The organism is Streptomyces sp. NPDC058257 (genome assembly GCF_042881845.1).
GTDB lineage: Bacteria > Actinomycetota > Actinomycetes > Streptomycetales > Streptomycetaceae > Streptomyces.
Genome location: NZ_JBHVXJ010000001.1, coordinates 902363 through 928205, shown reverse-complemented (window position 1 = coordinate 928205; position 25843 = coordinate 902363). Strand labels below are relative to the sequence as shown.

Annotated in this window: 17 protein-coding genes; 9 read left to right on the top strand and 8 right to left on the bottom strand. The window is 71.1% G+C overall.

The window, feature by feature from the left end; genetic code table 11:
- The first annotated feature begins 5 nt into the window (after positions 1–5).
- The 4 genes from ACFVXC_RS04000 (at position 6) to ACFVXC_RS03985 (ending at position 6384) form a co-directional block, all read left to right on the top strand.
- Positions 6–2732, top strand: a complete 2727-nt coding sequence (locus ACFVXC_RS04000; protein WP_389901162.1) for a CHAT domain-containing protein — start codon at positions 6–8, stop codon at positions 2730–2732.
- Positions 2733–2793: 61 nt separating this feature from the next.
- The gene (locus ACFVXC_RS03995) at positions 2794–3549 is read left to right on the top strand and encodes an NUDIX hydrolase (protein WP_389901160.1); all 756 of its coding nucleotides are present in this window, start codon (positions 2794–2796) and stop codon (positions 3547–3549) included.
- A gap of 240 nt (positions 3550–3789) precedes the next feature.
- Positions 3790–4932 (top strand): ribosome small subunit-dependent GTPase A, encoded by a 1143-nt coding sequence (rsgA, locus tag ACFVXC_RS03990; protein WP_389901158.1) that lies wholly within the window; start codon positions 3790–3792, stop codon positions 4930–4932.
- 99 nt (positions 4933–5031) lie between these two features.
- The gene (locus ACFVXC_RS03985; protein WP_389901574.1) at positions 5032–6384 is read left to right on the top strand and encodes a DNA-3-methyladenine glycosylase 2 family protein; all 1353 of its coding nucleotides are present in this window, start codon (positions 5032–5034) and stop codon (positions 6382–6384) included.
- A gap of 76 nt (positions 6385–6460) precedes the next feature.
- Here the strand turns inward: ACFVXC_RS03985 and ACFVXC_RS03980 are convergent, their stop codons facing one another.
- The 3 genes from ACFVXC_RS03980 to ACFVXC_RS03970 form a co-directional block, all read right to left on the bottom strand.
- Positions 6461–6826 carry a PPOX class F420-dependent oxidoreductase gene (locus tag ACFVXC_RS03980; RefSeq protein ID WP_389901156.1) on the bottom strand — a complete coding sequence of 122 codons (366 nt, stop codon included), beginning with the start codon at positions 6824–6826 and terminating at the stop codon, positions 6461–6463.
- Positions 6827–7047: 221 nt separating this feature from the next.
- Positions 7048–7530 (bottom strand): DUF456 domain-containing protein, encoded by a 483-nt coding sequence (locus tag ACFVXC_RS03975; RefSeq protein WP_389901154.1) that lies wholly within the window; start codon positions 7528–7530, stop codon positions 7048–7050.
- A gap of 79 nt (positions 7531–7609) precedes the next feature.
- On the bottom strand, positions 7610–8593 hold the full coding sequence (locus ACFVXC_RS03970) for a helix-turn-helix transcriptional regulator (protein ID WP_389901153.1): 984 nt from the start codon (positions 8591–8593) through the stop codon (positions 7610–7612).
- A 205-nt stretch (positions 8594–8798) separates the two neighbouring features.
- Between ACFVXC_RS03970 and ACFVXC_RS03965 the strand changes: the two genes are divergently transcribed.
- The 3 genes from ACFVXC_RS03965 to ACFVXC_RS03955 all read left to right on the top strand — a co-directional run bounded on the left by ACFVXC_RS03965 (position 8799) and on the right by ACFVXC_RS03955 (position 15961).
- Positions 8799–12563 (top strand): S8 family serine peptidase, encoded by a 3765-nt coding sequence (locus ACFVXC_RS03965; protein WP_389901151.1) that lies wholly within the window; start codon positions 8799–8801, stop codon positions 12561–12563.
- 130 nt (positions 12564–12693) lie between these two features.
- Positions 12694–14145, top strand: coding sequence for a protein phosphatase 2C domain-containing protein (locus tag ACFVXC_RS03960; RefSeq protein WP_389901150.1), 1452 nt, complete (start codon positions 12694–12696; stop codon positions 14143–14145).
- A gap of 73 nt (positions 14146–14218) precedes the next feature.
- On the top strand, positions 14219–15961 hold the full coding sequence (locus tag ACFVXC_RS03955; protein WP_389901148.1) for a pyruvate dehydrogenase: 1743 nt from the start codon (positions 14219–14221) through the stop codon (positions 15959–15961).
- 7 nt (positions 15962–15968) lie between these two features.
- Here ACFVXC_RS03955 and ACFVXC_RS03950 read toward each other — a convergent pair whose 3' ends face one another.
- A complete protein-coding gene (locus ACFVXC_RS03950; RefSeq protein ID WP_389901147.1) occupies positions 15969–19034 on the bottom strand; it encodes an alpha-mannosidase in 3066 nt (1021 codons plus the stop codon).
- Between the two features lie 216 nt (positions 19035–19250).
- Here ACFVXC_RS03950 and ACFVXC_RS03945 point away from each other — a divergent pair, with 216 nt between their 5' ends.
- Positions 19251–19733, top strand: a complete 483-nt coding sequence (locus tag ACFVXC_RS03945; protein WP_389901145.1) for an ATP-binding protein — start codon at positions 19251–19253, stop codon at positions 19731–19733.
- A 39-nt stretch (positions 19734–19772) separates the two neighbouring features.
- Here the strand turns inward: ACFVXC_RS03945 and ACFVXC_RS03940 are convergent, their stop codons facing one another.
- Positions 19773–20831, bottom strand: a complete 1059-nt coding sequence (locus ACFVXC_RS03940) for a DUF2637 domain-containing protein (RefSeq protein ID WP_389901143.1) — start codon at positions 20829–20831, stop codon at positions 19773–19775.
- A gap of 232 nt (positions 20832–21063) precedes the next feature.
- Entirely contained in the window at positions 21064–21915 is an 852-nt protein-coding gene (locus tag ACFVXC_RS03935; protein ID WP_389901141.1) for a (2Fe-2S)-binding protein, read from the bottom strand.
- 134 nt (positions 21916–22049) lie between these two features.
- Here ACFVXC_RS03935 and ACFVXC_RS03930 point away from each other — a divergent pair, with 134 nt between their 5' ends.
- The gene (locus ACFVXC_RS03930) at positions 22050–22811 is read left to right on the top strand and encodes a GntR family transcriptional regulator (RefSeq protein ID WP_389901139.1); all 762 of its coding nucleotides are present in this window, start codon (positions 22050–22052) and stop codon (positions 22809–22811) included.
- Positions 22812–22946: 135 nt separating this feature from the next.
- Here ACFVXC_RS03930 and ACFVXC_RS03925 read toward each other — a convergent pair whose 3' ends face one another.
- The gene (locus tag ACFVXC_RS03925) at positions 22947–23708 is read right to left on the bottom strand and encodes a hypothetical protein (protein ID WP_389901137.1); all 762 of its coding nucleotides are present in this window, start codon (positions 23706–23708) and stop codon (positions 22947–22949) included.
- Between the two features lie 154 nt (positions 23709–23862).
- Entirely contained in the window at positions 23863–25563 is a 1701-nt protein-coding gene (locus ACFVXC_RS03920; protein WP_389901135.1) for a PucR family transcriptional regulator, read from the bottom strand.
- Between the last annotated feature and the right edge of the window lie 280 nt (positions 25564–25843).

Here is a 25843-nt window from a genome sequence, read left to right as displayed (position 1 = left end):
ACCCCATGCCACAGGCCGATGGACATCGCCCGCAGGACCCCAGCTCCATGATCAGGACCTTCGTCGAGGCCCTGGACGTCGAGGACCTGATCATGAGGTTCGAGATCGACTTCGACGCCCCGATGCGCCAGGCGGATGCCACCGGAATGCTGCGCCTGGCCCGGGCGCACACCAAAGACCCGGCGGGCGGCGCCCGAGGCATCGCCCGTCGGGTCGGCGCCCACTGGTGCGAAATAATCCAGGCGGACGTCGGCTACGAGTTACTCTCGGCCCTGCGGCTGATCGAGGCGTCGCAGCCGGACGCCGAACGGCTGTTGGCGTTGCTGGCCGATGGCCCCGCCGACCCTGATGACGCCTTCCCCGCCTACGCCCTCGCCCGCTGGTACGACGGAGCCGGCCGGATCCGTTACCGCCTGGGCAGTTACACCGCCTCCCGCCGTGCCTTCGAAACCGCGGTGCAGGTGGCCCAGAGGTCCCGGCTGTGGTGGGCACTGCCCGACTTGCTCAGCAACTACACACGTGCCGAGTTCGAGGAGCGCGGTCAGGCGGCGCGGGCGAAGGACACGGAAGAGGGCGCACGCAGGGACGTCGACGCGTTCGTCTCGCTGCAGCAGATGCACGACAAGATCGTCGAGCAGGCGAGCGAGCAGGGTGTCGACGTCGAGGCTGTTCCGGACGAGGCGACTCCCCTGAGGCACCGGGAGTTTCTGCGCGGCTACTCCAACAGTCTGCACAACCTCGCCATCGCCCTGAGGCAGGCCGGAGAAAACGAGCGGTCGCTGCGTTTGACCGCGCGCTCCAAGGCCATCTCCGAGGGATTGAACGACATGTACCGCACGGCACAGTCGCTGTTGAACGAGGCCTTCTGCCGCGACCGTCCCGAAGAGCGTTTCGAGGCCCTGCGTGAGTTGGTGCAGGGCCGGACGGAGTTCGAGGGGCCGGGGTGGGAGCGAGGCCGGCGGATCGCCCGTCAGAACCTTGCCCGGCTCGGCGGAGGCCGCGACGGTCTGGCCGACCTGGGGCAGCTTCTGGACGAACTGGAGGACGACGCGGCCGGTGCGGGCCGCCGAGCCGGTCTCGACGTCGACTTCTACGCCTACACCGTGCGCTACTACCGGGAGACGGCTGCCGCCCTCCCCGCGGCCGATCGTCCGCGGGACGTCCTGGACCGCCGTCTGAAGATGGCGGAGTCGGTGCGGGAAGCGATCGCTCTCCCCGTGTACAAACGCGCCTATGCCAACCACGTGCGCCCTGCGTACCTGCGGGCCATCGGTGCGCAGATGGCCCGGGGCAGCCATCGACAGGAGGACCTGGAGAAGATCGTGTCCTTGGTGGAGGAGTCCTCGGGCCGGGAACTCCTGGACCTGCTCGCATCCTCCCGCCCGCCGGTCCTCGGCCGCCCCGCCCACCCGCTGCCCATGGCATCGGACGGATCGCAGGCAGCGGGAGGCCTTCTTGACGGTCGTCGCATGCCTCTGCGGGCACAGCCCCCTGCCGAGGCGGCAAAGGCGAGGGAACGTCGTGAACTGCTCGTAGAGCGGGAGCAGCAGTACGAGGACCACTTCCTCCACCACCCGCTGACATCGGCGACACATGACGAGGACATCGCACATCAGTTGGTGCAGTACACCCTCAACCATCAGGGCTCCTGTGTCGTGCGGTACTTCCGCTTCGGCACGTCGGAAGCGCCCCTGGACGGCGAGGAGACACCCGAGCCCGACTCGCTCGGCATGATGGTCTGCCGCGATGGAGTGCTGACGCTGTTGCCCTCCATCCCCTACGCCGACGTCGCCGGTCTCGCACGCAAGGTCTTCGAGGATCTGGACGACCAGGAATTTCCGGTACCGAGGGAAGACACCTGCCGGGGCATCTGGAACCTGCTGATCAGGCCGGTATGGGAGAGCGCCAACCGGGGCGGCTCACCGGCCCATCTCACTCTGATACCGACCGACGTCATATTCGCGATCCCGCTGCACGTCGCCACCGCACCGGAGGACGACCGGCCGCTCGCCGCACGGGTTCCGCTGTCGCACTCGGTGAGCGTGGCCGCCTTCGTCACCCGTGGCCGCCATCTGCTCAAGAAACAGTTGATGGAGCACGACGACGACCTCGCGGCGCTGATGTCCACCGATGCGCGGGCGACGGGCCGCGAGATCGTCGACGCCGGCTGGTCCGCAAGGCATGTACATGTGGCGGGCGAAGTCCCCGACGCCCTTCTGGGCGAGGTCGAGAACACCTTCGCCGCCGACTGGGACGGACTCGAGCAACTGGTCGCGGTGAAGCCGGAGTTCTTCTTGTACGCCGGGCACGGGGTGTACGTGAACGAGCCCGAGGTCTCCGGCCCGCTGATCCACCTGGGCGAGACGGACATGCTGTCGCAGTTCGACCTCGCCCTGCGCGTCAGCCTGCCGAGGAACAAGCTCACCGTGCTCGGAGCCTGTCTGGCCGGGCAGGGCATGGGGTCCGACGGCGGTGACGTCCTCGGGTTCATGCGTTCGTTGATCATCAGCGGCGCCGGTGCCATCGGCGTGCCGCTGTGGTCCGTGCGCGACACGGCGTTGGCGGCGACGGTGAGTGCCTTGCTCCGCGAGAGCAGAGCGGTGTTGGGATCGTCGTCCACCGGCGTCTTCGACGTGGTGCAGGCATTGCACGACCATTACCGGGAGAGCATGGAGACGTACACGTCGGTGGAGGCCCGGGTCGACCGTCTCCCCATCGCTCTGTACCTGTGACCGACGTGCGTTCGTCCCCCGCCACGGCGGCCCGGACGGGGCGCGCAGACAAGGGGGAGCCATGAGCGCGCACGACCGAGCCGCCAGGAAGAAGGTCGCACTCAGGGACTACGACGCACTGCGTGAGCAGCGCCCGGAGCTCTTCGAGAACCCGCCCGGCGCGGCATGCGAAATCCTGCTCGACCGTGCCGACCAGGAACGGGCATCGGACGAAGCGTCTCGGGCAGCCGTCGCGGCCGGGCTGCCCGAGAGCACCGGAGATATCGGCGTCGTCTATCGCGACCCCTACTTCCGCCTGGTGCGTGACGCCGTACGGTTCGCGCACGACAAGGATCGCAGGCTGGGAACGTACATCCGCATCGTGCCCGTGTCCGTGTCGGGGGGAGCCGCGGTGCTTCCGGTCCTCACCGACGGGCGCGTCGTTCTGCTGCACCACTTCCGTCACGCCGACCGGGCCTGGCACTGGGAGATCCCCCGGGGATTCGGCGCCCCCGGGGAGGACGGTGCCGGTACGGCCGCTCGGGAGGTCCAGGAAGAGCTGGGTGTCCATGTCGCGGACTTCACGTATCTCGGAGCCGTCTCTCCGGACACAGGCCTACGCGCCGGCGTGGACCATCTCTACCTCGCCCGTATCGGGGCGGCGCAGTTGGCGGACAGGCCTGCCCGGGGTGCCAGGGTGGAGGGGATCGACGCGTACCAGGCCGTACCGCAGGGGGAATTCCGGGCCATGGTCGCGGACCGGCGAATCTCCGACGCGTTCACCCTGTCCGCATATGCGCTGGCCATGGCGCAGGGACTGCTGGAAGGCGGCCGGTAATTGGATGGCGTCACGGACGGTGGGTCTCTAAGGTTGGTGTCGTTCGTACGGCGGCCCCAGGGGCGGCCGTGGGTGATTCGATCTGGCTCGGTCCAGGAGGTGTGAACGATGGCTGTCGTCGAGATGGGCACTGCCCGCATCCGGAAGTTCATCAAGTCCACCTCCGTGGCCTCCGGCTGACCTCTCTTTCCCCTCACGCTGACGCGTGGGCGCCGGGGCCACCCCTGTGAAGGGTCCCCCTTGTCCTCCTCCGCATCTCCGCAGGCTTCTTCTCCGTCTGCTTCTCTGTCTTCTTCTTTTCCGTCTTCGCGCCCCCTGACGGCCTATGGCTGGGACGCGGACCGCGAAGCCGAATTCACCCCGTACGCGGCGCAGGGTCTGCTGCCCGGCCGGGTGCTGCGCGTCGACCGTGGTCAGTGCGATGTCGTCACCCCGGTCGGCACGGTGCGTGCCGACACCGAGTTCGTCGTTCCCCGTGACCCGATGAAGGTCGTGTGCACGGGGGACTGGGTCGCCGTCGACCCCGACGGCGGCGATCCCCGGTACGTCCGGACGCTGTTGTCGCGCCGTACCGCCTTCGTGCGCTCCACCTCCTCCAAGCGGTCCGAGGGGCAGATCCTCGCGGCCAACGTCGATCACGCGATCATCGCGATCTCGCTCGCCGTCGAGCTCGACCTCGGCCGGATCGAACGGTTCCTGGCGCTGGCCTGGGAGTCCGGGGCCCAGCCGCTGGTCGTCCTCACCAAGGCCGACCTGGTTCCGGACGCCACCGGCCTGTCCTACCTGGTCGAGGACGTGGAGACGTCGGCCCCCGGCGTCCAGGTGCTCCCGGTCAGCGCCACCACCGGGGAAGGCGTCGACGTCCTGTGCGCCGTCGTCTCCGGCGGTACGTCCGTCCTGCTCGGGCAGTCCGGAGCGGGCAAGTCGACACTGGCCAACGCGCTGGTCGGCGAGGACGTCATGCACGTCAACGCGGCCCGTGACGTGGACGGCAAAGGCCGCCACACCACGACGACCCGCAACCTCCTCGTGCTCCCCGCCGGTGGCGTCCTCATCGATACGCCGGGGCTGCGCGGCGTCGGTCTGTTCGACGCCGAGGCAGGCGTCGGCCAGGTCTTCTCCGAGATCGAGGAGCTTGCGGCCGACTGCCGTTTCCACGACTGCGCCCACACCGCCGAGCCCGGCTGCGCGGTACTCGCGGCCGTCGAGGACGGCACGCTCCCGAGCCGCCGCCTCGACAGCTACCGCAAGCTGATCCGGGAGAACCAGCGCATCGTCGCCAAGACGGACGCGAAGGTCCGGGCGGACATGCGCCGCGAGTGGAAGCTGCGGGGCGCGGAGGGCAAGGCGGCCATGGAGGCCAAGCGGGGCCGCTTCCGCTAGCGGCGCGGCACCACGTCGCGGGGCGTCCGGGCGCCCCGCAACGTGGTGTCCGAATTCCGCCAGCCGAACGTTCCGCGAGGCCGCACACTGGGACATGTGATCGATGAAGAGACCAGGTACGAGGCGGTGCGCAGCCGCGACGCGCGCTTCGACGGAGAGTTCTTCTTCGCCGTCGAGACCACCGGCATCTACTGTCGGCCCAGCTGCCCCGCCGTCACCCCGAAGCGCCAGAACGTCCGCTACTACACCACGGCGGCCGCGGCCCAGGGTTCCGGATTCCGGGCCTGCCGACGCTGCCGTCCGGACGCCGTGCCGGGGTCCGCGGAGTGGAACGTACGCGCGGACGTCGTGGGCCGCGCCATGCGCATGATCGGTGACGGTGTCGTCGACCGGGAGGGTGTCCCCGGTCTCGCCGTGCGGCTCGGCTACAGCTCCCGGCAGGTGCAGCGGCAGCTCACCGCCGAGCTCGGGGCGGGCCCTGTCGCCCTCGCGCGGGCCCAACGGGCGCACACCGCGCGGGTGCTGCTCCAGACCACGGGGCTGCCGATCACGGAGATCGCGTTCGCGGCGGGGTTCGCCAGCGTGCGGCAGTTCAACGACACGATCCGGGCGGTGTACGCGCTGACGCCCACCGCCCTGCGGGACGCCGCGCCGCGCGGCAGGGGCGCGGGGCGGGCCACCCCGGCCGCCGGAGTGCCGCTGCGGCTCGCCTACCGGGGGGCCTACCTGACCGGTGCCGTCTTCGACCTGCTCTCCGACGAGGCCGTCGACGGGGTCGAGCAGGTCAGCGGCGATGTGGGTGCGCGGACCTACCGGCGTACGTTGCGGCTGCCGTACGGCACGGGGATCGTGGCCGTCGAGGAGAGTGATCACGGGGTCGGCGGGTGGCTGGACGCGCGGCTCCATCTGACCGATCTGCGGGACCTCACGACCGCCGTACAGCGCTTGCGGCGCCTCTTCGACCTCGACGCGGATCCGTACGCCGTCGACGAGCGGCTCGGCGCCGATCCACGGCTCGCTCCGCTGGTCGCCGCGCGGCCCGGACTGCGGTCGCCGGGGGCCGCCGATCCCGAGGAGTTCGCGGTGCGGGCGCTGGTGGGGCGTGCGGAGGCTTCCTCGCTGGTGGAGCGGTACGGGAAGGCGCTGGACGCGCCGTGCGGGGCCCTCACCCATGTGTTCCCCGAGCCGGGGGCGCTTGCCGGGGAGCCGGGCCCGTTGGGGGAGTTGGCCGGTGCGCTCGCTGATGGGCGGGTGCGGTTGGACGCGGGGGCGGATCGGGAGGACGCGGAGGCGGGGCTCGCGGGTGTGGCGGGTGTGGGGGAGGGGGTTGTGGCTCTGATTCGGATGCGGGCGTTGGGGGATCCCGATGTGGGATTGCCCGGTGAGCCGGTGCCTGATGGGTGGCGGCCGTGGCGGTCGTACGGGGTGCGGCATTTGCTGACGGCGGGGTAGAAGCGTTTCCCTTCCCCGACCTCGCCCTTCCCCGGCTGTGACATTCGGGGGCTGGGGCGGGTTCGGGGAAGATTCGCTACTCCAAGCCCCAGCTATGGATCCGCCGAGGATGAATCCGGATCAGCTCCTCGCTGAAGTGAGGCCCCAACTGATGCGGCCCCGTGAGGAGTTCCGCATCACCCCGGATATCGACGCCCCGCACCTTCCACGGGCTCTCGCTCACGATGTCGTCGACGACCAGTGACACCTTCGGGTTCCCCTGGAGATTGCGCCACTTCTTGGTGGTGCCCAGCGCATACCCGCCGATCAGGATCGTCCCGTCGTCCTGCGGAAAGAACCCGACAGGATTCGCCTGCGGCTGACCCGTCGCGTCGACGCTGGCCATCCGGCCCAGACGCTGGGACTTGAGGTACGCCCGCTCGGCCTCGCTGAATTCGGTCATGGCGCGAGCCTCGCACGCGGACCCCGTCCCCGCTGCATCGGACCTTGGCCCTAGGGTCGGCAGGCGGCCGGTCCGGGCGGTCGGTCCATGCGGCCGGTCCAGGTGGTCGGTCCAGGCCGCCGGAAGGCCCCAGCGCGGACCGATGGCGGTACGTCTACGTGAACGCGCACTGAGCGGGTGCAGCCGACGCCGCGCCAGGGCCGCGCAGACGCAGTAGGTACTCAACCCCAGATCACGGCCCCCAGCCACGCCCCCGCGATCAACAGGCACGCGAACAACTCGGTCAGCACGCTCCAGCCGCCCGCCCGCATGGCCGTCCGCGTCGCCGTGGCCGCCTCCCCGCGCCCACCCAGCCGCAGCCGCTCCGAGAGGTAGATCCCTCCGACGAATCCCGGGAGCGACCCGATCACCGGCAGCACGCAGAACCCCACCAACGCCCCGGCGCCCGCGTACACGGCTGTCCGGCGCGTGGCGCCGCTCTCCCGGAGCCGCCGCGGCGGCAGCAGCCATCGGACCCCCTGTGCCACGAGGAGCACGACGGAGGCGCCGACCAGGATCCCCCAGGCGACCGGCTCCGGATCCTGCAGCGCCCACCACAGAATCGCGGCCCACACCAGCCACGGTCCCGGCACTCCGGGGACAAGCACTCCGCCGATTCCGAGCAGCAGCACCACTGAGACCAGCAGGAGTTCCCACGCTCCCATCTGTCAAGCGTGCAGGAAACGGGGCAAAACCGCAGGTCGCGCGTCAGTCCTGGCCGCCCCCCCGCCGCATCGACACGGGCTAGCGCGCCACCCAGCCCCGTTCGTACGCGTGCCAGCCCAGCTGGAGGCGCGTCGTCACGCCGGCCAGTTCCATCAGGCGTTTGACCCGGCGCTGCACCGTCCGAAGGCCCAGGTCGAGCTGTTTGGCGACGCTCGCGTCCGTCAGGCCCGCGAGCAGCAGCGACAGGATCTCCAGGTCCGCGCCGTCGGGTCCTTCGGCGGCGTCCTCGGTGACCGAGCGGCCGTCCTCGCCGAGCCGCAGCGGCAGCGCGTCCCGCCACACCGCCTCGAAGAGCCCGCTCAGGGATTCGAGCAGGCCGCTCGCGTGCACCACGAGCGCGGCGGGCTCGGCCCTGCGCGAGGTCAGCGGCACCATCGCGAGCGAGCCGTCGGCGATCACCAGCTTCGTCGGGACACGGTCCACGACGCGCACCTGTTCGTCGCGGCCGATCGCCGTCGACAGTTCGATGAGCCCGGTGGGGAGGGCGAGGACGGAGCGTTCGACCACCACGCGGTAGGTGACGCCGCGGCCCGCGGCCTGCTCCTCCGCGTTGTTCTCCATGCCGGTGACGGCCACGGGGTTGCCGGTCACCAGGGCGCACACCTCGCTGCTCGCGCCCAGCTGGAGCTGGAGGAAGCGCTGCGAGACCGCGCCCGCGCCGGTGACGACCTCGACGAGGTCGTGCACCGCGGGCTCGGCGGCCTGCGCGCGGTACTCCTCGGCGAGCAGCTTCGCCGCGAGTTCGGCCTTGTCCAGTTCGTGCCGCTGCTGGGTCAGGAGCGCGCCGAGCGCGACCCCCGGCGGGGCCGCCACCCACCGGCCCGCCCTGCCCGACGCCTGGGCCGCGAGGCCGTGCAGCTCAAGGCGGCGCAGCGCGCGCACCGTGTCGGGCTCGCCCAGCGAGAGCCGCCGCGCGAGATCGGGCACATCCGCGGCGCCCACCGCCACAAGGGCGCGGTACGCCGATTCGTGTGTCTCGTCCAGACCTATCGCGGCCAGCATGCGGCGACGTCCCTCCCCAAAGATCCGTTCCGACGGCTCCATGGCGGAAAAGAGCCACGGCGTAAACCCGCCCCAGGACATCATCCCCGCACCCCCCGCCTCTCTGCCAAGGTGACGCCACCGCTGCACCAACGGCAGCCGCGAATACGGCCTTTGATCCGATATCGGCTGTGGTTCCGCATGCCCGACAACCTTGGGGAGAGCGATGCGCCCGATATCGCGTACGGCCTTGGGGGCGGCGTCCGCCGCCGTCCTCGCCGTCACCGCGGCCGTCCCGTCCGTGGCCGAGCCACGCACGGCCGCGACGGACACGAGTCCGCTGGTGGGGGGTGCGCCACGGAGTGCGGGGAGCTCCGTCGTCACCCTCGTCACCGGTGACCGCATCCTCGTCACGTCCGACGGCAAGGACCGCGCGGGCGCCAGCGCGCTGCCCGGCGCCGACGGCACGGTGCCGCTGATCCAGACCAGGCAGTCCGGCAAGGACCTGTACGTCTACCCCGAGGGCGCCGTCCACGCGATCGCCGACGGCAAGGTCGACGAGGAGCTGTTCAACGTCACCGGACTGGTCCGCCAGGGCTACGACGACGCGCACGCCGAGAAGCTGCCGCTCATCGCCGTGTACGGCAAGTCCGTCGACGTCACGCGCTCGGTGCCAGCGACCCCGCGCGGCGCGGAGCGCGGGCTCGTCCTCGAACCCGTCGACGGCGTCGCGCTGAAGGCCGACAAGAAGAAGGCCGCGGACTTCTGGGCCGACGTCACGTCGGCCAAGTCCCGTTCGGGGTACGGCATGTCGGGCCTCAAGAAGCTCTGGCTCGACGCCAAGGTCGAGGCCACCCTCGACTGGTCGACGAAGCAGGTGCACGCCCCCGAGGCCTGGGCCGCCGGCTACGACGGCAAGGGCACCAAGGTCGCCGTCCTCGACACCGGCGCCGACGCCGAACACCCCGACCTCAAGGGCCGGATCGGCGCGACCAGGAACTTCACCGACTCCCCGGACAACGAGGACCGCCAGGGCCACGGTACCCACACCACCTCGACCGTCGGCGGCACCGGTGCCGCGAGCGGCGGCAAGAAGAAGGGCGTCGCGCCCGGCACCGAGCTGCTGCACGGCAAGGTCCTCAACGACAGTGGCTCGGGCGCCACGTCGTGGATCATCGCGGGCATGCAGTGGGCCGTCGATGAGAAGGCCGACGTCGTCTCCATGAGCCTCGGCAACCCGGCGCGGACCGACTGCACGGACCCGATGAGCACGGCCACCGAGGAACTCGCGCAGTCCGCCGAGAACACCCTCTTCGTTCTCGCCGCGGGCAACACCGGGCCGAGTCTCAACTCCGTCTCCTCGCCCGGCTGCGCGCCGAGCGTCCTGACGGTCGGCGCCGTCGACCGCGACGACTCGACGGCCTCCTTCTCCAGCAGGGGGCCCGCGTACGGCTCGCACACCCTCAAGCCGGAGATCGCCGCACCCGGAGTCGGCATCTCCGCCGCCGCGGCGGGCGGCAGGGGCGTCTACGCCTACCAGTCCATGAGCGGTACGTCGATGGCCACCCCGCACGTCGCGGGCGCCGCCGCCGTGGTCAAGCAGCGCCACCCGGAGTGGAACGCGCAGCAGATCAAGTCGGCCCTCGTGTCGTCGGCGGACAGCGGCATCCCGGGTGATGTGACCGAGACGGGCGGCGGTCGCCTCGACGTGAAGGCGGCCGTCGACCAGAAGGTGTTCGGCTCGCCCGCCGTGCAGGGCGGCAGTTTCGGCTGGCCCCAGGACAACTCGGACCGTACGACGGTCGACGTCCCGTACACCAACACCACGGGCAAGGCCGTGGAGTTGAAGCTGTCCGTGCAGGGCGTCACCGGCAACGACGGCTCCGCCGTCCGGTCGGACATCGCCAAGCTCGGCGAGCGCTCCGTGAAGGTCGCCGCCGGGGCCACGGTCGAGGTCCCGCTGAAGCTGGACCCCGACGCGAGCCTCAAGCGGGCCCAGTACGGCGACGTGACCGGCCGCGTCCTGGCGAAGGCGAGCGGGGGCGTCGCGGTCTCCACGCCCTTCGCTCTCTACGTACAGCCGGAGACCGTCAGCCTCCGGGTGAAGCTCGTCGACCGCGCGGGAAAGCCCGCCGACGGCGCTTCGTCCGTCGACGTCATCGGCACCGACGACGCCGCCGGTGAGCGGCGCTTCAACGAGGGCGCCAACGACCAGACCTACCAAGTCCGCCCCGGCGCCTACTTCCTGACCGGCTTCATCGCCACACCCGACGCGGACGGCGGCACACTGACCGACTCGCTCACGCACCTGGCCCGGCCGCAGGTCGAGGTCAAGAAGGACACGACCGTCACCCTCGACGCCCGCAAGGCGCACCGCCTGACCGTCAAGACGGACAAGGAGTCCGAAGTGCGGGGCGCCACCCTCGGGTTCGCCCGCAGCTGGGGCACCGACCACTGGCTGCACGCCGGTACCGCCGCGGGGCCGCGCTCCATCCGAGGCTTCTACCAGTCCGTCGAGGGCAAGGCGACCGACGGCACCTTCGAGTCCGGCAGCTACTGGCGCGCGGCGGCACCTCTGCTCTCCGAACTCGCCGTGAAGGGCGGCAAGCCGCTGCACCCCGTCACCGCGTCCACCGGCTCGGCCAACCTCGACGGCACGGGCAGGGCCGCTCTCGTGGACGCCAGGTCCGGTACGCCCGAGGAGCTCGACGCCGCCGGGGTCAAGGGCAAGATCGCCCTGGTCAAGGTCGCGGACGACGGCGCCGCGAGCGCCGTCGCGAGGAACGCCAAGACGGCCGGAGCGGTCGCCGTCATCGCTCACCGCACGGCGCCGGGCCGCTGGTACCCCGCGGTCGGCCTCAGCGGCTCGCCGCTGCCGGTCCTCGGCATCCAGACGGACGAGGCGGCTTCCCTGCTCGGCCAACTGGGCGACGGACCCGTCGAATTGAAGTGGAAGGGAACGGCGAAGAGCCCCTACGTCTACAACCTCGCCTTCCCCGAGACCGGCCAGATCCGCGACGACCGCACCTACCGGGTGCGCGACAAGGACCTCGCCGCGAACGAGGCGACGTACCGCGCGATGGGCACGGCCACGGACTACGTGGATCTGCCGTCCGCCGTCCGTCCCTCGGGGCTGGAGGTGTACTTCGGCGACTTCGAATCGGTCCCGGCCCCCGGCAGGCGCACCGAGTACTACTCGGCGGGCACGACCGGCTGGGGCCACCAGGTGTCGAGCAGCTTCCCGTTCGGGGAGTTCATGATCGACCCGGTGCGGACGTACGAGAAGGGGGAGCGGCGCGGCGAGAAGTGGTACGACGGAGTGCTGACCCCCGCCGCGCCGCGTGACGAGCGGGGCGGGCTCGCTCTCGCGGGGGAGCGGCAGGGCAATCTGATCGGGGTCGCTCCCGGATTCTGGGGCGACGGCGAACACGCGGGGATCCAGGGCGGTTTCGGCGACATCGGCAGTGTCCAGCTGAAGCGGGACGGCGAGATCGTGGGAGAGTCCGGCTGGCCTTCCGGCGTGTTCGAGGTCCCGGCGGCCGAATCGGCGTACGAACTGACCCTCAGCACCCAGAAGATCGGCTCGAAGGTCTGGCAGCGGTCCACGGGCACGCAGACCACGTGGGCGTTCCGCTCGCACCTCGACGAGGAGGCCTACTCGCAGGGCATCCCGATGCTGTTCCCGCGCTATCAGCTGCCGGAGGACGGTATGAAGACCCTTGCCGCCGATGACGGCCTGCGGATCGGGATCACGGCCACGGGACACGCCGGCTACAAGCCCGGCGCGCTCAAGTCGGCGGCGCTGTCCTACTCGTACGACGAGGGCGAGACCTGGACCGAGGCCAAGATGTCCGCCGCCGGGGGGCAGTGGACCGCCACCGTGAACCACGCGGGCGCCTCGGGCAAGCACGTCCGGCTCAGGACCGAACTGACGGATGCGCACGGAAGTTCGGTCACTCAGACGGTGGCTCGCGCCTACGACGTGCGATAAACACACAGACACCGCCGGGCGGTCCTCCCGTGGGGGGTGGGCCCGCCCGGCGGTCCTTCATCACTCTTCCGGCGGCCGGAATTTCCGGATGAACCGTTTTCGTGCGGCCTCCGCGGTGGACAATAGGGGCATGAGCCAGCAGGGGGAGAGGCACGACGGAGCCTCCGGCCAGGAGGACGACTGGTGGGGTCAGCTGTACGACGACTCCGCTCATGACACGGGTCCGGCCGAGGCGGCCGACACCCTCGACGACAGGTTCGCGTCGGCGGTCAGCGCGTCCGCCGGCGAAGGCGGTCCCGTGCCACCGGACGCGGCGCCGCCCCCAGGGGCCAGGAGCGCGCAAGGAGCGCTTCCGCAAGCGCCTGAGCCGCCACCCCCGCCCCGCACCCGCACCCGCCCCGCCACCGCCCCCTGGGAGCCCCCCGCGGCGCCCACGGGCCCCGTGACCTTCCCCGACGCACCCGGGCCACCCGGCGCCGGTGCGCCGCAATCACTCCCCAGCCGCACCACCGCGGTCCCCGAGCCCCGCCTGCCCGACGCGTCCGCAGGGCCGTCCGGCACAGTGCACGAACCTCGGGAAGACGTCGCGTCGCCGCCCGCCGTGAACGCCGTCTCGTACGTGGGCGACGGCCCGCCCACCTACGACGCCGAGCCCACCGTCCTGCCCGCCGCCGACCCCGACGACCTCGGCGATCTGGTCGCCGACACCGTGCTCGACGGCGCCCGGTTCGGCACCTCCACGCTGCGTGCCGTCTCCGTGCGCGGGGACTCCGCGCGGTACCGGGGCGAGCCACGGCGCGACTCGCTGCTCACCGCGCGGTTCGGGACCGGGGAGAGCGCTCTCGTCCTGGTCGCCATGGCCACAGGGGCGCGGGCCACTCCCGGCGCCCATCGCGCCGCCGCCGAGGCCTGCGCCTGGATCGGGCGTGCCGTGGGCCGCAGCCACCAGCGGCTGTCCGAGGACATCAGGGCCGCCCGGCGCGGCGACCTCAAGAGCGGCCTGCACCGGCTCACCGACCGCAGCCTCGGCAAGCTCCGGGCGCACGCAACCGATCTCGGCATCGAGCCCGACGAGTACGCGGCGTCCCTGCGCTGCCTGCTCCTGCCCGCCGACCCCGAGTGCCGCACCCGTGTCTTCTTCGGCGTCGGGAGCGGCGGCCTCTTCCGGCTCAGGGACGGCGCCTGGCAGGACATCGAACCCCGCGTCAGCGACTCCGCCGGTGACACAGGACTCCCCGTCGTCGGGTTCGGTTCCGTGCCGCCCCAGACCCCGGACGGCGACCGGCTGACCATGGACATGGGGATCATCACGCCCCCCAGCCCGTACGAACCAGCCCCCGAGCCCCCGCCCCGCGAGCCCTTCCGCTTCCGCGCCTCCGTAGCCCGCCCGGGTGATGCCCTGCTGCTCTGCAGCGGCGGCCTCGCCGAGCCCCTGAGCGGAGAGTCCGAGCTCGCCGCGCACCTCACGCAGCGGTGGGCCAAGAGCGGTCCGCCGGGCCTCGCGACCTTCCTCGCGGACATCCAGGTCAGGGTCAAGGGGTACGCGGACGACCGAACGGCGGCCGCTGTTTGGGAGGCGTGAGCGCCCGCACTGTGAATTCATGGACCCCAAGGAGTCACAAGAGAGTCAAGGGGACTGAAGGGTTCGGGTAGCCATGGCCAAGCAGAACGTCGCCGAACAGTTCGTCGACATCCTCCACCGCGCCGGTGTGCGCCGCATGTACGGAGTCGTGGGCGACAGCCTCAACCCGGTCGTGGACGCGATCAGGCGCACCAAGGGCATCGAGTGGGTGCAGGTCAGGCACGAGGAGACCGCGGCCTTCGCCGCCGGTGCCGAGGCCCAGATCACCGGGAGCCTCTCCGTCTGCGCCGGATCCTGCGGCCCCGGCAACCTCCACCTGATCAACGGCCTCTACGACGCCCACCGCTCCATGGCACCCGTCCTCGCCCTGGCATCGCACATCCCGTCGAGCGAGATCGGCCTCGGGTTCTTCCAGGAGACCCACCCCGATCGGCTCTTCAAGGACTGCAGCCACTACAGCGAGATGATCTCAAGCCCGAAGCAGATGCCGAGGCTGCTCCACACCGCCATCCAGCACGCGGTCGGGCAGTCCGGCGTCAGTGTCGTGACCCTGCCGGGAGACATCGCCGACGAGCCCGCCCCGGACAAGTCCGCGGAGAGCGCCCTGGTCACCTCGCGCCCCTCCGTACGCCCCGGCGACACCGAGATCGACAAGCTCGCCGCGATGATCGACGAGGCCGACAAGGTCACCCTCTTCTGCGGCAGCGGAACGGCAGGGGCGCACGCCGAGGTCATGGAGTTCGCCGAGAAGATCAAATCCCCGGTGGGCCACGCCCTGCGCGGCAAGGAATGGATCCAGTACGACAATCCCTACGACGTGGGGATGAGCGGCCTGCTCGGCTACGGCGCCGCGTACGAGGCCACCCACGAGTGCGACCTCCTCATCCTGCTCGGCACCGACTTCCCGTACAACGCCTTCTTGCCCGACGACGTCAAGATCGCACAGGTCGACGTGCGGCCCGAACGCCTCGGCCGCCGCTCCAAGCTGGACCTCGCCGTCTGGGGCGACGTACGCGAGACCCTGCGCTGTCTCACCCCGCGCGTCACGCCCAAGAGCAACCGCAAGTTCCTCGACAAGATGCTGAAGAAGCACGCGGACGCGCTCGAAGGCGTCGTCAAGGCCTACACGCGCAAGGTCGAGAAGCACATCCCGATCCACCCCGAGTACGTGGCCTCCGTGGTCGACGATCTCGCCGCGGACGACGCGGTGTTCACCGTCGACACGGGCATGTGCAACGTCTGGGCGGCCCGCTATCTCTCCCCGAACGGCAAGCGCCGCATCATCGGCTCCTTCAGCCACGGCTCGATGGCCAACGCCCTGCCGCAGGCGATCGGCGCCCAGTTCACCGACCGCAAGCGCCAGGTCGTCTCGATGTCGGGCGACGGCGGGTTCTCCATGCTGATGGGCGACTTCCTCACCCTCGTCCAGTACGACCTGCCCGTGAAGGTCGTGCTGTTCAACAACTCCGCCCTGGGAATGGTCGAGTTGGAGATGCTGGTGGCCGGGCTCCCTTCGTTCGGCACGGCCAACCACAACCCCGACTTCGCCGCCGTGGCCCGCGCCGCCGGTGCCTACGGAGTGCGGGTGGAGAAGCCCAAGCAGCTCGCGGGCGCACTGAAGGACGCCTTCGCGCACAAGGGCCCCGCCCTCGTCGACATCGTCACGGACCCGAACGCCCTCTCCATCCCGCCCAAGATCAGCTCCGACATGGTGACCGGCTTCGCGCTCTCCGCCAGCAAGATCGTCCTGGACGGCGGGGTCGGCCGCATGGTCCAGATGGCACGCTCCAACCTGCGGAACGTGCCACGCCCCTGACGGGCGATCAGCCCGATCGGGCCGGTCGCATCCGCAGCGTCAGGATCTGGAACGGACGCAGCGCGAGCACGATCCCCGAGTCGTCGGTATGGGCTGGTTCGAGCGGGCGCTCCAGGAGGTCGGTCACCTCGGCCGCGCTCACCGCGAACGACGTGGTGAGCGAGGCCGCCGCCCGCCCGCCCCGCGACTCGTAGAGCCGCACCACCACATCGCCGCTGCCGTCGTCCGCGAGCTTCACCGACTCCACGGTCACCGCCGGATTGTCGACGCTCACCAGGGACGGCAGGACGGGCGCGGCGGCGACCCGCAGCGGCAGGTTGAGCGCGAGCCCCTCCGCGACCGCGTCACCCGTCGTCGCACCGGGCAGCAGCGCGTACGTGAACCGGTGCGTGCCCAGGTCCGTCTCCGGGTCCGGGCTGTGCGGGGCGCGAAGGAGGGTGAGCCGCACGGTGGTGCCGAGCCCGTCCTCGTGCGGCGCGCGCGTCACGTCATGGCCGTACGTCGAGTCGTTGAGCACCGCCACGCCGTACGCCTCCTCGGCGACCCGCAGCCACCGGTGCGCGCAGATCTCGAAACGTGCCGCGTCCCAGCCGGTGTTGGCGTGCGTGGAGCGGTTCACATGTCCGAACTGGATCTCGGCGCAGGACCGTTCGGCGTGCACGTCCAGCGGGAAAGCGGCCTTGAGCACCTTCTCCGATTCCCGCCAGTCGACCTCCGTGACGACGTCGACACGGCGGCTGCCCGCCGCGAGCCGGATCTCCTGGGTGATCCGCGACTTCCCGAAGGCCCGCACCACACGGACGGCGACCCGCAGCGGCCCGTCCTCGACCAGCTCCACGGACTCGGCGTCCGTCAGATCGGTGTGGGTGTTGCGGTAGTGCTTGTCGAGGTCCCACGCGTCGTAGTGCGTGGGGTGGTCGGGGTGCAGCTGGAGGAGGTTGCCGCGCGAGCCGGGGGACAGGACCTCGCGGTGCGCGTCGATGTCGTGCACGGAGGTCAGCAGCCCGTCCGTGTCGATGGCGACGCGCAGATGCTCGTTCAGCAACTGGATCTCGCCGTCGGCGAGGAGGGCGGTCGCCCCGGTCTCGCGCGTGTACGAGGCGGTCTCTTCGAGTCCCTTGCTCCCCAGGGCCGGGACATCGACGTGCACCAGGGTGCCGTCGTCGGCCGTGACGACCTCGCTGCGCGCGTACGGCGAGGAGTTGAGCGCGGCCGGACCTCCCGGGCCGAGCGAACGGACCGCCGCCGCGGTGAGCTCGTCGAGCTCGGCGAGCACGCGCTCGTACGTGTCGCGGGCCTCGCGGTGCACCCAGGCGATCGACGAGCCCGGCAGGATGTCGTGGAACTGGTGCAGGAGAACGGTCTTCCAGAGCCGGTCGAGGGTGGAGTAGGGGTAGGAGTAGGCGGGGTCGCGCACGGCGGCGGCGGTGCACCACAACTCGGCCTCGCGCAGAGCGTGTTCGGTGCGCCGGTTGCCGCGCTTGGTGGCGGCCTGCGAGGTGTACGTGGCGCGGTGCAGCTCCAGATAGAGCTCGCCGGACCAGACCGGCGCCTGTGCCCCGTACTCCTCCTCGGCCGCGGTGAAGAACGCGGACGGCTTCACGATCTCGACGCGCGGCGAACCCTCCAGGGAGCGCACCCGCCGTGCCTTCTCCAGCATCTCGCGGGTCGGACCGCCGCCGCCGTCGCCCCAGCCGAACGGGACGAGGGAGTGCGACGCACGGCCCTTCTCGGTGAAGTTCCGCTCCGCGTGAGCGAGTTCGGCGCCGTGGATCTGTGAGTTGTAGGTGTCCACCGGTGGGAAGTGGGTGAAGACGCGTGTGCCGTCGATGCCCTCCCACCAGAAGGTGTGGTGCGGCATCTTGTTCGTCTGGTTCCAGCTCAGCTTCTGGGTGAGGAACCAGCGGACGCCCGCGAGCTTCGCCAGCTGCGGGAAGGCCGCCGTATAACCGAAGGAGTCCGGCAGCCAGATCTCCTGCGTCTGCACTCCCAGCTCCTCGCGGAAGAACCGCATCCCGTGTGTGATCTGCCGGGCAAGCGCCTCGCCGCCCGGCATGTTGGCGTCCGACTCCACCCACATGGAACCCACCGGAGACCAGTTGCCGTCCGCGACGGCCTTCTTGATGCGCTCCCAGATGTGCGGCTGGTGCTCCTTGACCCAGGCGTACTGCTGGGCCTGTGAGCAGGCGAACACCAGCTCGGGATAGTCCTTCGCGAGAGCCGTCACATTGGCAAAGGTGCGGGACGCCTTGCGCACCGTCTCGCGCAGTGGCCACAACCAGGCCGAGTCGATATGGGCGTGCCCGGTGGCCGAAACCCGGTGCGCGCTGGCATGCGCGGGACTGGAGAGGACATCCGTCAGCTCGGCACGGGCCGCTGCCGCCGTGCCCGACACGTCGTGCAGATCCAGAGCGTCGAGCGCTCGCTCCAGGGCGCGCAGAATCTCGTGGCGCCGCGGACGGGCGACGTCCAGTTCGTACATCAGCTCGGAAAGGACCTCGATGTCCAGCGTCAACTGCCAAACGTCCTCGTCCAGTACGGCGACGTCGGCAGACGCGAATCGGTAGATGGGACCATCACCCGCGGTCAGGATGTCGCCCAGGGGTGTCGGTTCGAAGTCATGCAGAACGGTCGGATTGGCGGCCGCCTCCAGGAGGAGGTGCACCTGCTCACCTCCCCGCGCGGCAGCTGCCACGGGGATGTGCCGATTGCGGGGGTGAATGCCCTTGAGCGGTACGCCCGAGGCGTCGTACACAAGGCCCTCCGCCTGGAATCCGGGCCCCTCGCCGGTGAAGCCGGGGTCGATGACTACCTCGACATGCCGCCCGCGCCAGGCGTCGGGCACCTGACCGCGCAACCGGAACCAACTGGTTGACCAGGGTTTTCCCCACGCGGTGCCCGTCTCGAAGTCCTCGTACGAGGCGTCGAGGGCTTCGGCGACGGGGACGGGTTCGCCCGGCGCGTGCCAGACGGAGAGGGTGAGCGGCACGCGGTCCGCGTACTGGGCGGGGCGGATGAACTGCCTCAGGGCGCGCTCCAGGCGTCCCTCCACCAGCAGTCGGTCGTCGTGCACGGCGGCTCCTCGGAATGCTCGGACGGGCCCTGCCCGGTGCGGTCGGGCCCGGTCGGGATCATGCGGAAACGGTCCACCGCTTCACTTCCCCACCGGGCCGGGGCGCACCCACTTCAATCGTTGAGGAATGGACATGAGTGCCGCCAACCGGGAGGGGCATGCATTCCGTGTGCGTGTTCGATCAGGGAGGAATTATCTCGTTTGTGGGCGGGGATCATGAAAAGGCAAGTAAGAGGGGGCGGCCCCATTCATCTGGGGGCCTCTTCGCCGAAAGCAGGGGATGAGCCGATCGACAGCAAGCCGGCAGAGCCCCACCGGGCCCAGCTCCGGCGCAGACTGGGGCGGTCCGACCTGCGGGCGGTACCCGAAGTGAGGGGCGCGCTGCGCGAACTGCTCCGGTCCTGGGGGAGGCCCGGAGAATCCGACATAGCCGAATTGCTGACCAGTGAACTGGTCACCAACGCACTGGTGCACACCGACCGGGACGCCATCCTGACGGCGACCGTCCGCCCGGGCAAGCTGCGCGTCGAGGTCAGGGACTTCGTCGGGCGTCGCCCGAAGCTCTGCGTGCCGAACGCCGACGACGACACGCACGGCCGGGGCCTGATGCTCGTACAGAATCTCGCGGACGCGTGGGGCGTAAGGGCACACGGGGTCGGAAAGGTGGTGTGGTTCGAACTGGACGGCGGCCCGGTATGAACCGGACCGCCGGCCAACTCCCGTCCTGCGCCGCTGACATCAGCCGAACTGCTGCTCCAGATCCTTGAGCTTGCGCTCAAGGGAGTCGAGCCGCGGCAGCGCCTGGGTGTCGTCCTCGGCGGTGAGGTCGACGGTGACGGGTTCAGTGCCGTTCCTCACGGCTTGGAGGGAGGGACGGGAACGCAGGGGCAATTGGTCCTGCGCCGATATGGAAGGGTCCGCGGTGACCTGCGTGGCCCCCGCGGCCGGCGCGACGGCCGGCAGGTCGACCTGACGCCCGCCGCCGCGACCCGGGAGACCGCGCTGGCCCCTGCTGATCGCCTTGAGCTGCGCACGCTCCAGCTTCTCCCGGTCCCGCCTGGTGATCCGGGTGCGCTGCTTCTCGCGCCGGTCCTCACGGACCTCCTCGACCGCCTCGTCCAGGGTGCGTACGCCTTCGAGGAGCATCAGCGACCAGGCGCCGAAGGTCTCGCGGGGCGCGCGCAGCCACCGCACGATCCGGATCTGCGGCAACGGCCTCGGTACCAGGCCCTGTTCACGCAGGGCCGCACGGCGCGTCTGCTTCAGCGCGCGGTCGAAGAGCACCGCGGCCGACAGTGACATCCCGGAGAAGAACTGCGGGGCGCCCGCGTGGTCGATGCCCCGGGGCGCGTGCACCCAGTTGAACCAGGCGGCAGCGCCCGCGAACGTCCACACCAGGAGCCGCGAACCGAGCGCCGCGTCACCGTGGCTGGCCTCGCGCACGGCGAGCACGGAGCAGAACATCGCCGCGCCGTCGAGCCCGAACGGGACGAGGTACTCCCAGCCGTCGGTGAGGTTGAGGTTCTGCCTGCCGAAGCCGACCAGGCCGTGGAAGGAGAGTGCGGCGGCGACCGCCGCACAGCAGAACAGCAGAACGTACGAGGCCGTTCCGTAGATGGCTTCCTTGCGCCTGCGGCGCTCCTCGCTGCGTTCCCAGGTCTCGTCGCCGGAGGCATTGGCGGCCGCCTTCTGTCCGGCGCGCTTGCCGCGTGCGAGTACCGCCACCGCCACCAGCATGCCCAGGAGCAGGACGCCGCCCGGAAGCAGCCAGTCCAGCGGTATGTCGGTCAGTCTCATCTGGGGTCCCTTGCGTCGCGGTAGGGCGTTCGGGCGCCATAGTGACCCAATCCCGATGGCCCCCAGTGGGGTTTCCGGGCAAGAGAACGCCAAGGGGGGTGCAAAGGGGTGCGGCGCGCGCCGTTTGCTCGAACGCAGCGCTTTGCAAGGGGATTTGAGTTCGATTAAACGAACGCGAAAGGGTGGTTCAGCGGGGAGGGGCGGGCGGTTTGGGCCCGCCGCGAGGCTCCGGTCAGGCCGCGGCGGCGGCGCTCAGCCGTGCGACGCGGTCCGCGTCGCAGGTGCGCGGGCAGGTCACGCAGGTGTCCTCGGGGCGCAGCGTGTAGAACATGCAGCAGCTCGCGCGATCCCGCGTCGGCAGCGACTCGCCGTTCGGTCCCGTCAGCTCACGGAACCCCGCCGTGCCCACGTACGGCTTGGTGGCACCCGGAAGCAGCCGCTCCAGCTCGACCGTGGCGCGCTCCTCGTCGCCGAGCAGGTGGGCGATGTACCAGAGGCCCTCGACGATCTCGTCCGTGGCCAGGCTCCACAGGGCGCGCGAGCGGCGTCGCATCCGGGGCCCGAAGGCGTCCAGGAGCGGACCGAGGTGCTCGGCGACGGCGTCGCGCACCTCGGCGCGCAGCGCGTCCTCGTCCGGCACGACGCGGGCGCCGGGCAGCGCGGCGGCCGGATCGCCGGGCAGACAGGCGAAGCCGGCGCTGCGGACGGCGAGGCGGCCGAGGGCGCGCTGGTAGGCGACGTTCTGTACGGGGTAGCGGGGCACCCGGCGGTGCAGGAACCACGGCACGGTGATGAGGAGAGTGGCCGGCCAGGCATAGCGGTGCAGGGCGAAGCCGGCGATGACGTCAGGACGCCCCTCCTGCCCGTAGTCCTCGCGCACCTGCGCCTCGTCCCACGCGAGAAACGCGTCGAGGTCGGCCCCGCCCTCCGCGAGCCGGGAGGCGGTGACCCAGCCGCCGCCCTGTGGGGCCTGCTCCTCGTCGCCGAACTCGGTCACGCCCAGTCCGGGGAACACCTCGGTGAGGCGGGCGTAGGCGTCCGCGAGGGCGCTCGGGGCGCGCTCGGCCAAGGTGGGAACGGGCATGGGTGGACCACCGAATCACGATCGATTACAGGTAAGCCTAACCTTACCCACGATGATCGAGGTTTCAACTGCGGGGCTGTCCGCCTATGGTGCCTCTCGTACCTTTCGGACCGAGCGGACTTCGGGGTGGACTCGTGGAGCAGGCCAGAGCGCATGACGCGTACCGCCTCGCCGTCCGTGTGCCGGAGCAGGTGCGGGCCTCATCGGCCCCGCAGGCCCGGGGCGAGCACACGCACGGGGAGCCGGTGGAGCTGCCCGCGCCCCGCAGGACGGTGCGGCGGAACTCGGTCCGCGGACAGATCCTGGACGCCCTGCGGGCCGCACTCGTCGGCGGCGACCTCGCGCCCGGCGAGGTGTACTCCGCGCCCGTGCTCGGCGAGCGGTTCGGGGTCTCGGCGACCCCCGTGCGCGAGGCGATGCAGCAGCTGGCGACCGAGGGGGCCGTGGAGGTCGTACCCAACCGCGGTTTCCGGGTCACCGAGCGCAGCGCGCGCGAGCTGGGGGAGCTGGCGGAGGTGCGGGCGCTCATCGAGGTGCCGGTGATGCTGAGGCTCGCCCGTACGGTGCCCGCGGCGCGGTGGTGCGAGTTGCGGCCGCTCGCGGAGGCGAGCGCGGTGGCGGCGGCGGGCGGCGACCTCGCCCGCTACGCGGAGGCGGACCGGGCCTTTCACGGGGCGGTCCTCGCCCTTTCGGGGAATCAGCAGTTGGTGCAGGTGGCGGATGATCTGCACCGGCGGTCGCAGTGGCCCTTGGTGAGTGGCCCCGTCCATGGCCGCCGGGCGGACCTTGTCGCCGACGCGGCGGAGCACATGGCTCTGCTGGAGGCGCTGGTCGCGAAGGATCTGGCGGTCGTCCAGACCTTGGTACGGGAGCACTTCGCGGGGGCGGGGGGCTGAGGTTCGGGCGTGCCCCCGCGGGGCTCTCCCCGATCCCGCCCCTTCCCGAAACCAGGGGGGCGGCTGTGCCCCCCTGGCCCCCCCCGACAAGATGGCCTCAAACGCCGACCGGGCTGAAATCCGAGGGCCGGAGGCCTACGCCGCCGGAGCCGGTGGCGTCAGATGCTGCGCCAGCCACGACGGCACCCCGCCCATCAGCCGGAACAGGCGAGCGGCCTCAGCCCGAAGCCGCCCGGCCTCCGGCTCGGGCTCCGCATCGGCGAGAGCCGCGAGCGCGGGCGCCGTACCCACCAAGTACCCCAGCTCCTCCCGAATCCGCAGCGACTCCGCGAACCCGTGCCGCGCCTCCGCCAACTCCCCCTCCCGCAGGGCGAGTCCGGCCAGATGCCGCCAGGTGAAGGAGAGGAGCAGGGTGTCACCGTGCGCCGTCGCCCCCGCATGCGCCCGCCGATAGGCGGCCCGCGCCGCCTGGGGCGAGTCCGCGATGTGCTCGGCGATCAGACCCCGGCGGAAGTCGAGAAGAGGGCGCCCCGGAGCGTTCGGGGCAAGCAGCGCCGCCGCCCGCCCGAGCGCCGTACGCGCCTCGTCCGCCCTGTCCCGCACGGCGAGCACCGTGGAGGCGTACGCCAGCTGCCCGCGCTCGCACGCCGCGGCCCCGCGGTCGTCGTCCTGAACCGCCAGCGCCTCCGCCGTACGCAGCCCGTCCTCCGCCTCGGCCCAGCCCTCACCCGTGAACAGGCACCGCTCGACGAGCAGCGAGGTTCTCTGGAGGGCGGGACCCGGCCCCTCTCGCGAGGCGAGCAGCGCGGCCGCGTCGGTCCAGCAGCCGCGCGAGCGCAGCCGCCATACCGCGGTCTGGAGTGGATCGTCCCCTGCAGTCGTTCCGGTACCAGACATGGCGGGATGCGCCACGTTGCCCTCCCCGAGCACGCCATTGAGCTGTTGAGTCGTGGGCGCATCTCAGCATGGATCGGTACATCGGGCCAAGGGGCTGGGTGAAAGAATTCACAAAGGGCGGGCCATGAAAGCGGATCGTCCGAGGTCGTTCGCGTCAGCTCATCCGCAGTGCCAGGAAGAAATCGAGCTTGTCCTCCAGGCGCGAGAGGTCACGACCCGTCAACTGCTCTATACGGCCGACCCGGTAGCGCAACGTGTTGACGTGCAGGTGCAGGCGCGCCGCGCATCGCGTCCAGGAACCGTCGCAGTCGAGGAACGCCTCAAGGGTCGGGATGAGCTCCGCCCGGTGGCGCCGGTCGTAGTCCCGCAGCGGGTCGAGCAGGCGGGCCGTGAACGCCCGGCGCACGTCGTCGGGGACGAAGGGCAGCAGCAGGACGTGCGAGGCCAGCTCCTGGTGGCCCGCCGCGCAGACCCGCCCCGGACGCGCCGCCGCGACCCGGCGGGCGTGCCGTGCCTCCTCCAGCGCGCCGCGCAGGCCCTCCGCCGAGTGCACGGACGCGCTGACGCCCAGCGTGAGACGGCCGTCGCCGTCGAGGCCTGCCGAGAGCGGGTCGCGGACGGACTCCAGGAGGGAGTCGGCGAGCAGGCCCGTCTCCGAGCCGTCGTGCTCCGAGGAGACCGCGGGCAGCGGCACGAGCGCGATCGCCTCGTCACCCGTATGGGCTACCGCGATGCGGTCGGAAGGCTCGGGACCCGCCGACAGGGGGTCGACGAGGATCTCCTCCAGGAGGGACTGGGCCACCGGGCCGCCCTCGATCCCGCCGCCGTCCCACTCGACGCGGGCCACCACGACCTGCCAGTGCGGTGCCGCGCCCAGGCCGGGAAGGAGTACGGGCGCCGCGACCCGCAGACGCGCCGCGATCTCCGCGGGGGCCGCGCCCGTCTGGACCAGTTCGAGGACTTCCTGCGCGAGCCTGCGCCGCACCGTGCGGGCCGCGTCGCGCCGGTCGCGCTCCACCGCGATCAGTTGGGTGACGCCCTGTAGCAGGTCGAGGCGCTCCTCGGGCCAGTCGCCCGCGTCGGCCTCGACCGCGAGGAGCCAGTCCGAGAGGACCGTCTCGCGCACGTCACGCAGGGCCGCCGTGCTCGCCGCGGCCGCCGCGGAAGCCGGACCGCGCCCACTGCTCCGGACGGGGAACAGGGAGTACGTCGTGCCGTCCACCTGGACCCGGTGCGGGCCTCGCCGTCCCGTGCGGGCCGCGGCCAGGTGCTCGGCCGCCAGGCGTGCGCACACCGACCGGGAAAGGGCGGGGCCGCCCGCGCTCGACCCCGCGATGGCGCGGCCGGCGGGGGACAGGACCCAGGCCCGCAGGTCCAGGTCGGAGCCGAGCAGGTCGAGTACGACGTCGGGGCCGCCGCCCGTGGGGCCCGATGTCATCAGGCGGCGGTGCCGGTCCACGACGGCGGCCAGGTCTCCGGCCCGCTCGCCGGAGACCTGGCGGACGACGTGCTCGGTGATCGTCGCGAAGGCCACCGTCTCGTTCACGGCGAACAGCGGAAGGCGGTGCCGCGCGCAGGCCTCGACGATGTCGTCCGGGATGTCGCCGAGCTCGGCCTCGCCCGCGGCGAGCGCCGCGACGCCCGCGCTCGCGAGGATGCGTACGAAGGGTTCGGTGTCGGAGGCGTCGCGGCGCCAGGCCAGGCCCGTCAGGACCAGTTCGCCGCCCGCGAGGTACCGGCTGGGGTCGCGCAGGTCCGTGGTCATCACACCGCGCACGGTGCGGTCGAGCTCTTCCTCACCGCCCAGCAGCCGCAGGCCCAGCGCGTCGGTGTCAAGGAGTGCGCGCAGCCGCATGGTGGTCGCCGCCGATCTTGTCTCGAATGGGATGTACAGACAGTCCAGGTCTGTCGACTCTGTGTCGCTGGACCTCGCCCCGGGCCCTCGTGTCCAGGGATGCCTCCGGTTTCCAGGGGGAATCCGCGAGGTTACTGAGGCCCGTTCTTCATACGAATCTACAAGACGCGCGGCTTGGCCAGCCAACTCCTTCATGGTTTCGGTGACTGACCCCATGGGACGACGGGGCGGTGTACTTGGCCCACTCCGCGTTAACAGCACATGAACGAGCAGTCGAGAG

Excerpts from the sequence above, each read along its gene's own strand:
- ACFVXC_RS04000 (WP_389901162.1), top strand. The coding sequence starts at position 6 with ATGCCACAGGCCGATGGACATCGCCCGCAGGACCCCAGCTCCATGATC.
- ACFVXC_RS03995 (WP_389901160.1), top strand. The coding sequence starts at position 2,794 with ATGAGCGCGCACGACCGAGCCGCCAGGAAGAAGGTCGCACTCAGGGAC.
- ACFVXC_RS03980 (WP_389901156.1), bottom strand. The coding sequence starts at position 6,826 with ATGACCGAATTCAGCGAGGCCGAGCGGGCGTACCTCAAGTCCCAGCGT.
- ACFVXC_RS03975 (WP_389901154.1), bottom strand. The coding sequence starts at position 7,530 with ATGGGAGCGTGGGAACTCCTGCTGGTCTCAGTGGTGCTGCTGCTCGGA.
- ACFVXC_RS03970 (WP_389901153.1), bottom strand. The coding sequence starts at position 8,593 with ATGCTGGCCGCGATAGGTCTGGACGAGACACACGAATCGGCGTACCGC.
- ACFVXC_RS03965 (WP_389901151.1), top strand. The coding sequence starts at position 8,799 with ATGCGCCCGATATCGCGTACGGCCTTGGGGGCGGCGTCCGCCGCCGTC.
- ACFVXC_RS03960 (WP_389901150.1), top strand. The coding sequence starts at position 12,694 with ATGAGCCAGCAGGGGGAGAGGCACGACGGAGCCTCCGGCCAGGAGGAC.
- ACFVXC_RS03955 (WP_389901148.1), top strand. The coding sequence starts at position 14,219 with ATGGCCAAGCAGAACGTCGCCGAACAGTTCGTCGACATCCTCCACCGC.
- ACFVXC_RS03945 (WP_389901145.1), top strand. The coding sequence starts at position 19,251 with ATGAAAAGGCAAGTAAGAGGGGGCGGCCCCATTCATCTGGGGGCCTCT.
- ACFVXC_RS03940 (WP_389901143.1), bottom strand. The coding sequence starts at position 20,831 with ATGAGACTGACCGACATACCGCTGGACTGGCTGCTTCCGGGCGGCGTC.
- ACFVXC_RS03935 (WP_389901141.1), bottom strand. The coding sequence starts at position 21,915 with ATGCCCGTTCCCACCTTGGCCGAGCGCGCCCCGAGCGCCCTCGCGGAC.
- ACFVXC_RS03925 (WP_389901137.1), bottom strand. The coding sequence starts at position 23,708 with ATGTCTGGTACCGGAACGACTGCAGGGGACGATCCACTCCAGACCGCG.
- ACFVXC_RS03920 (WP_389901135.1), bottom strand. The coding sequence starts at position 25,563 with ATGCGGCTGCGCGCACTCCTTGACACCGACGCGCTGGGCCTGCGGCTG.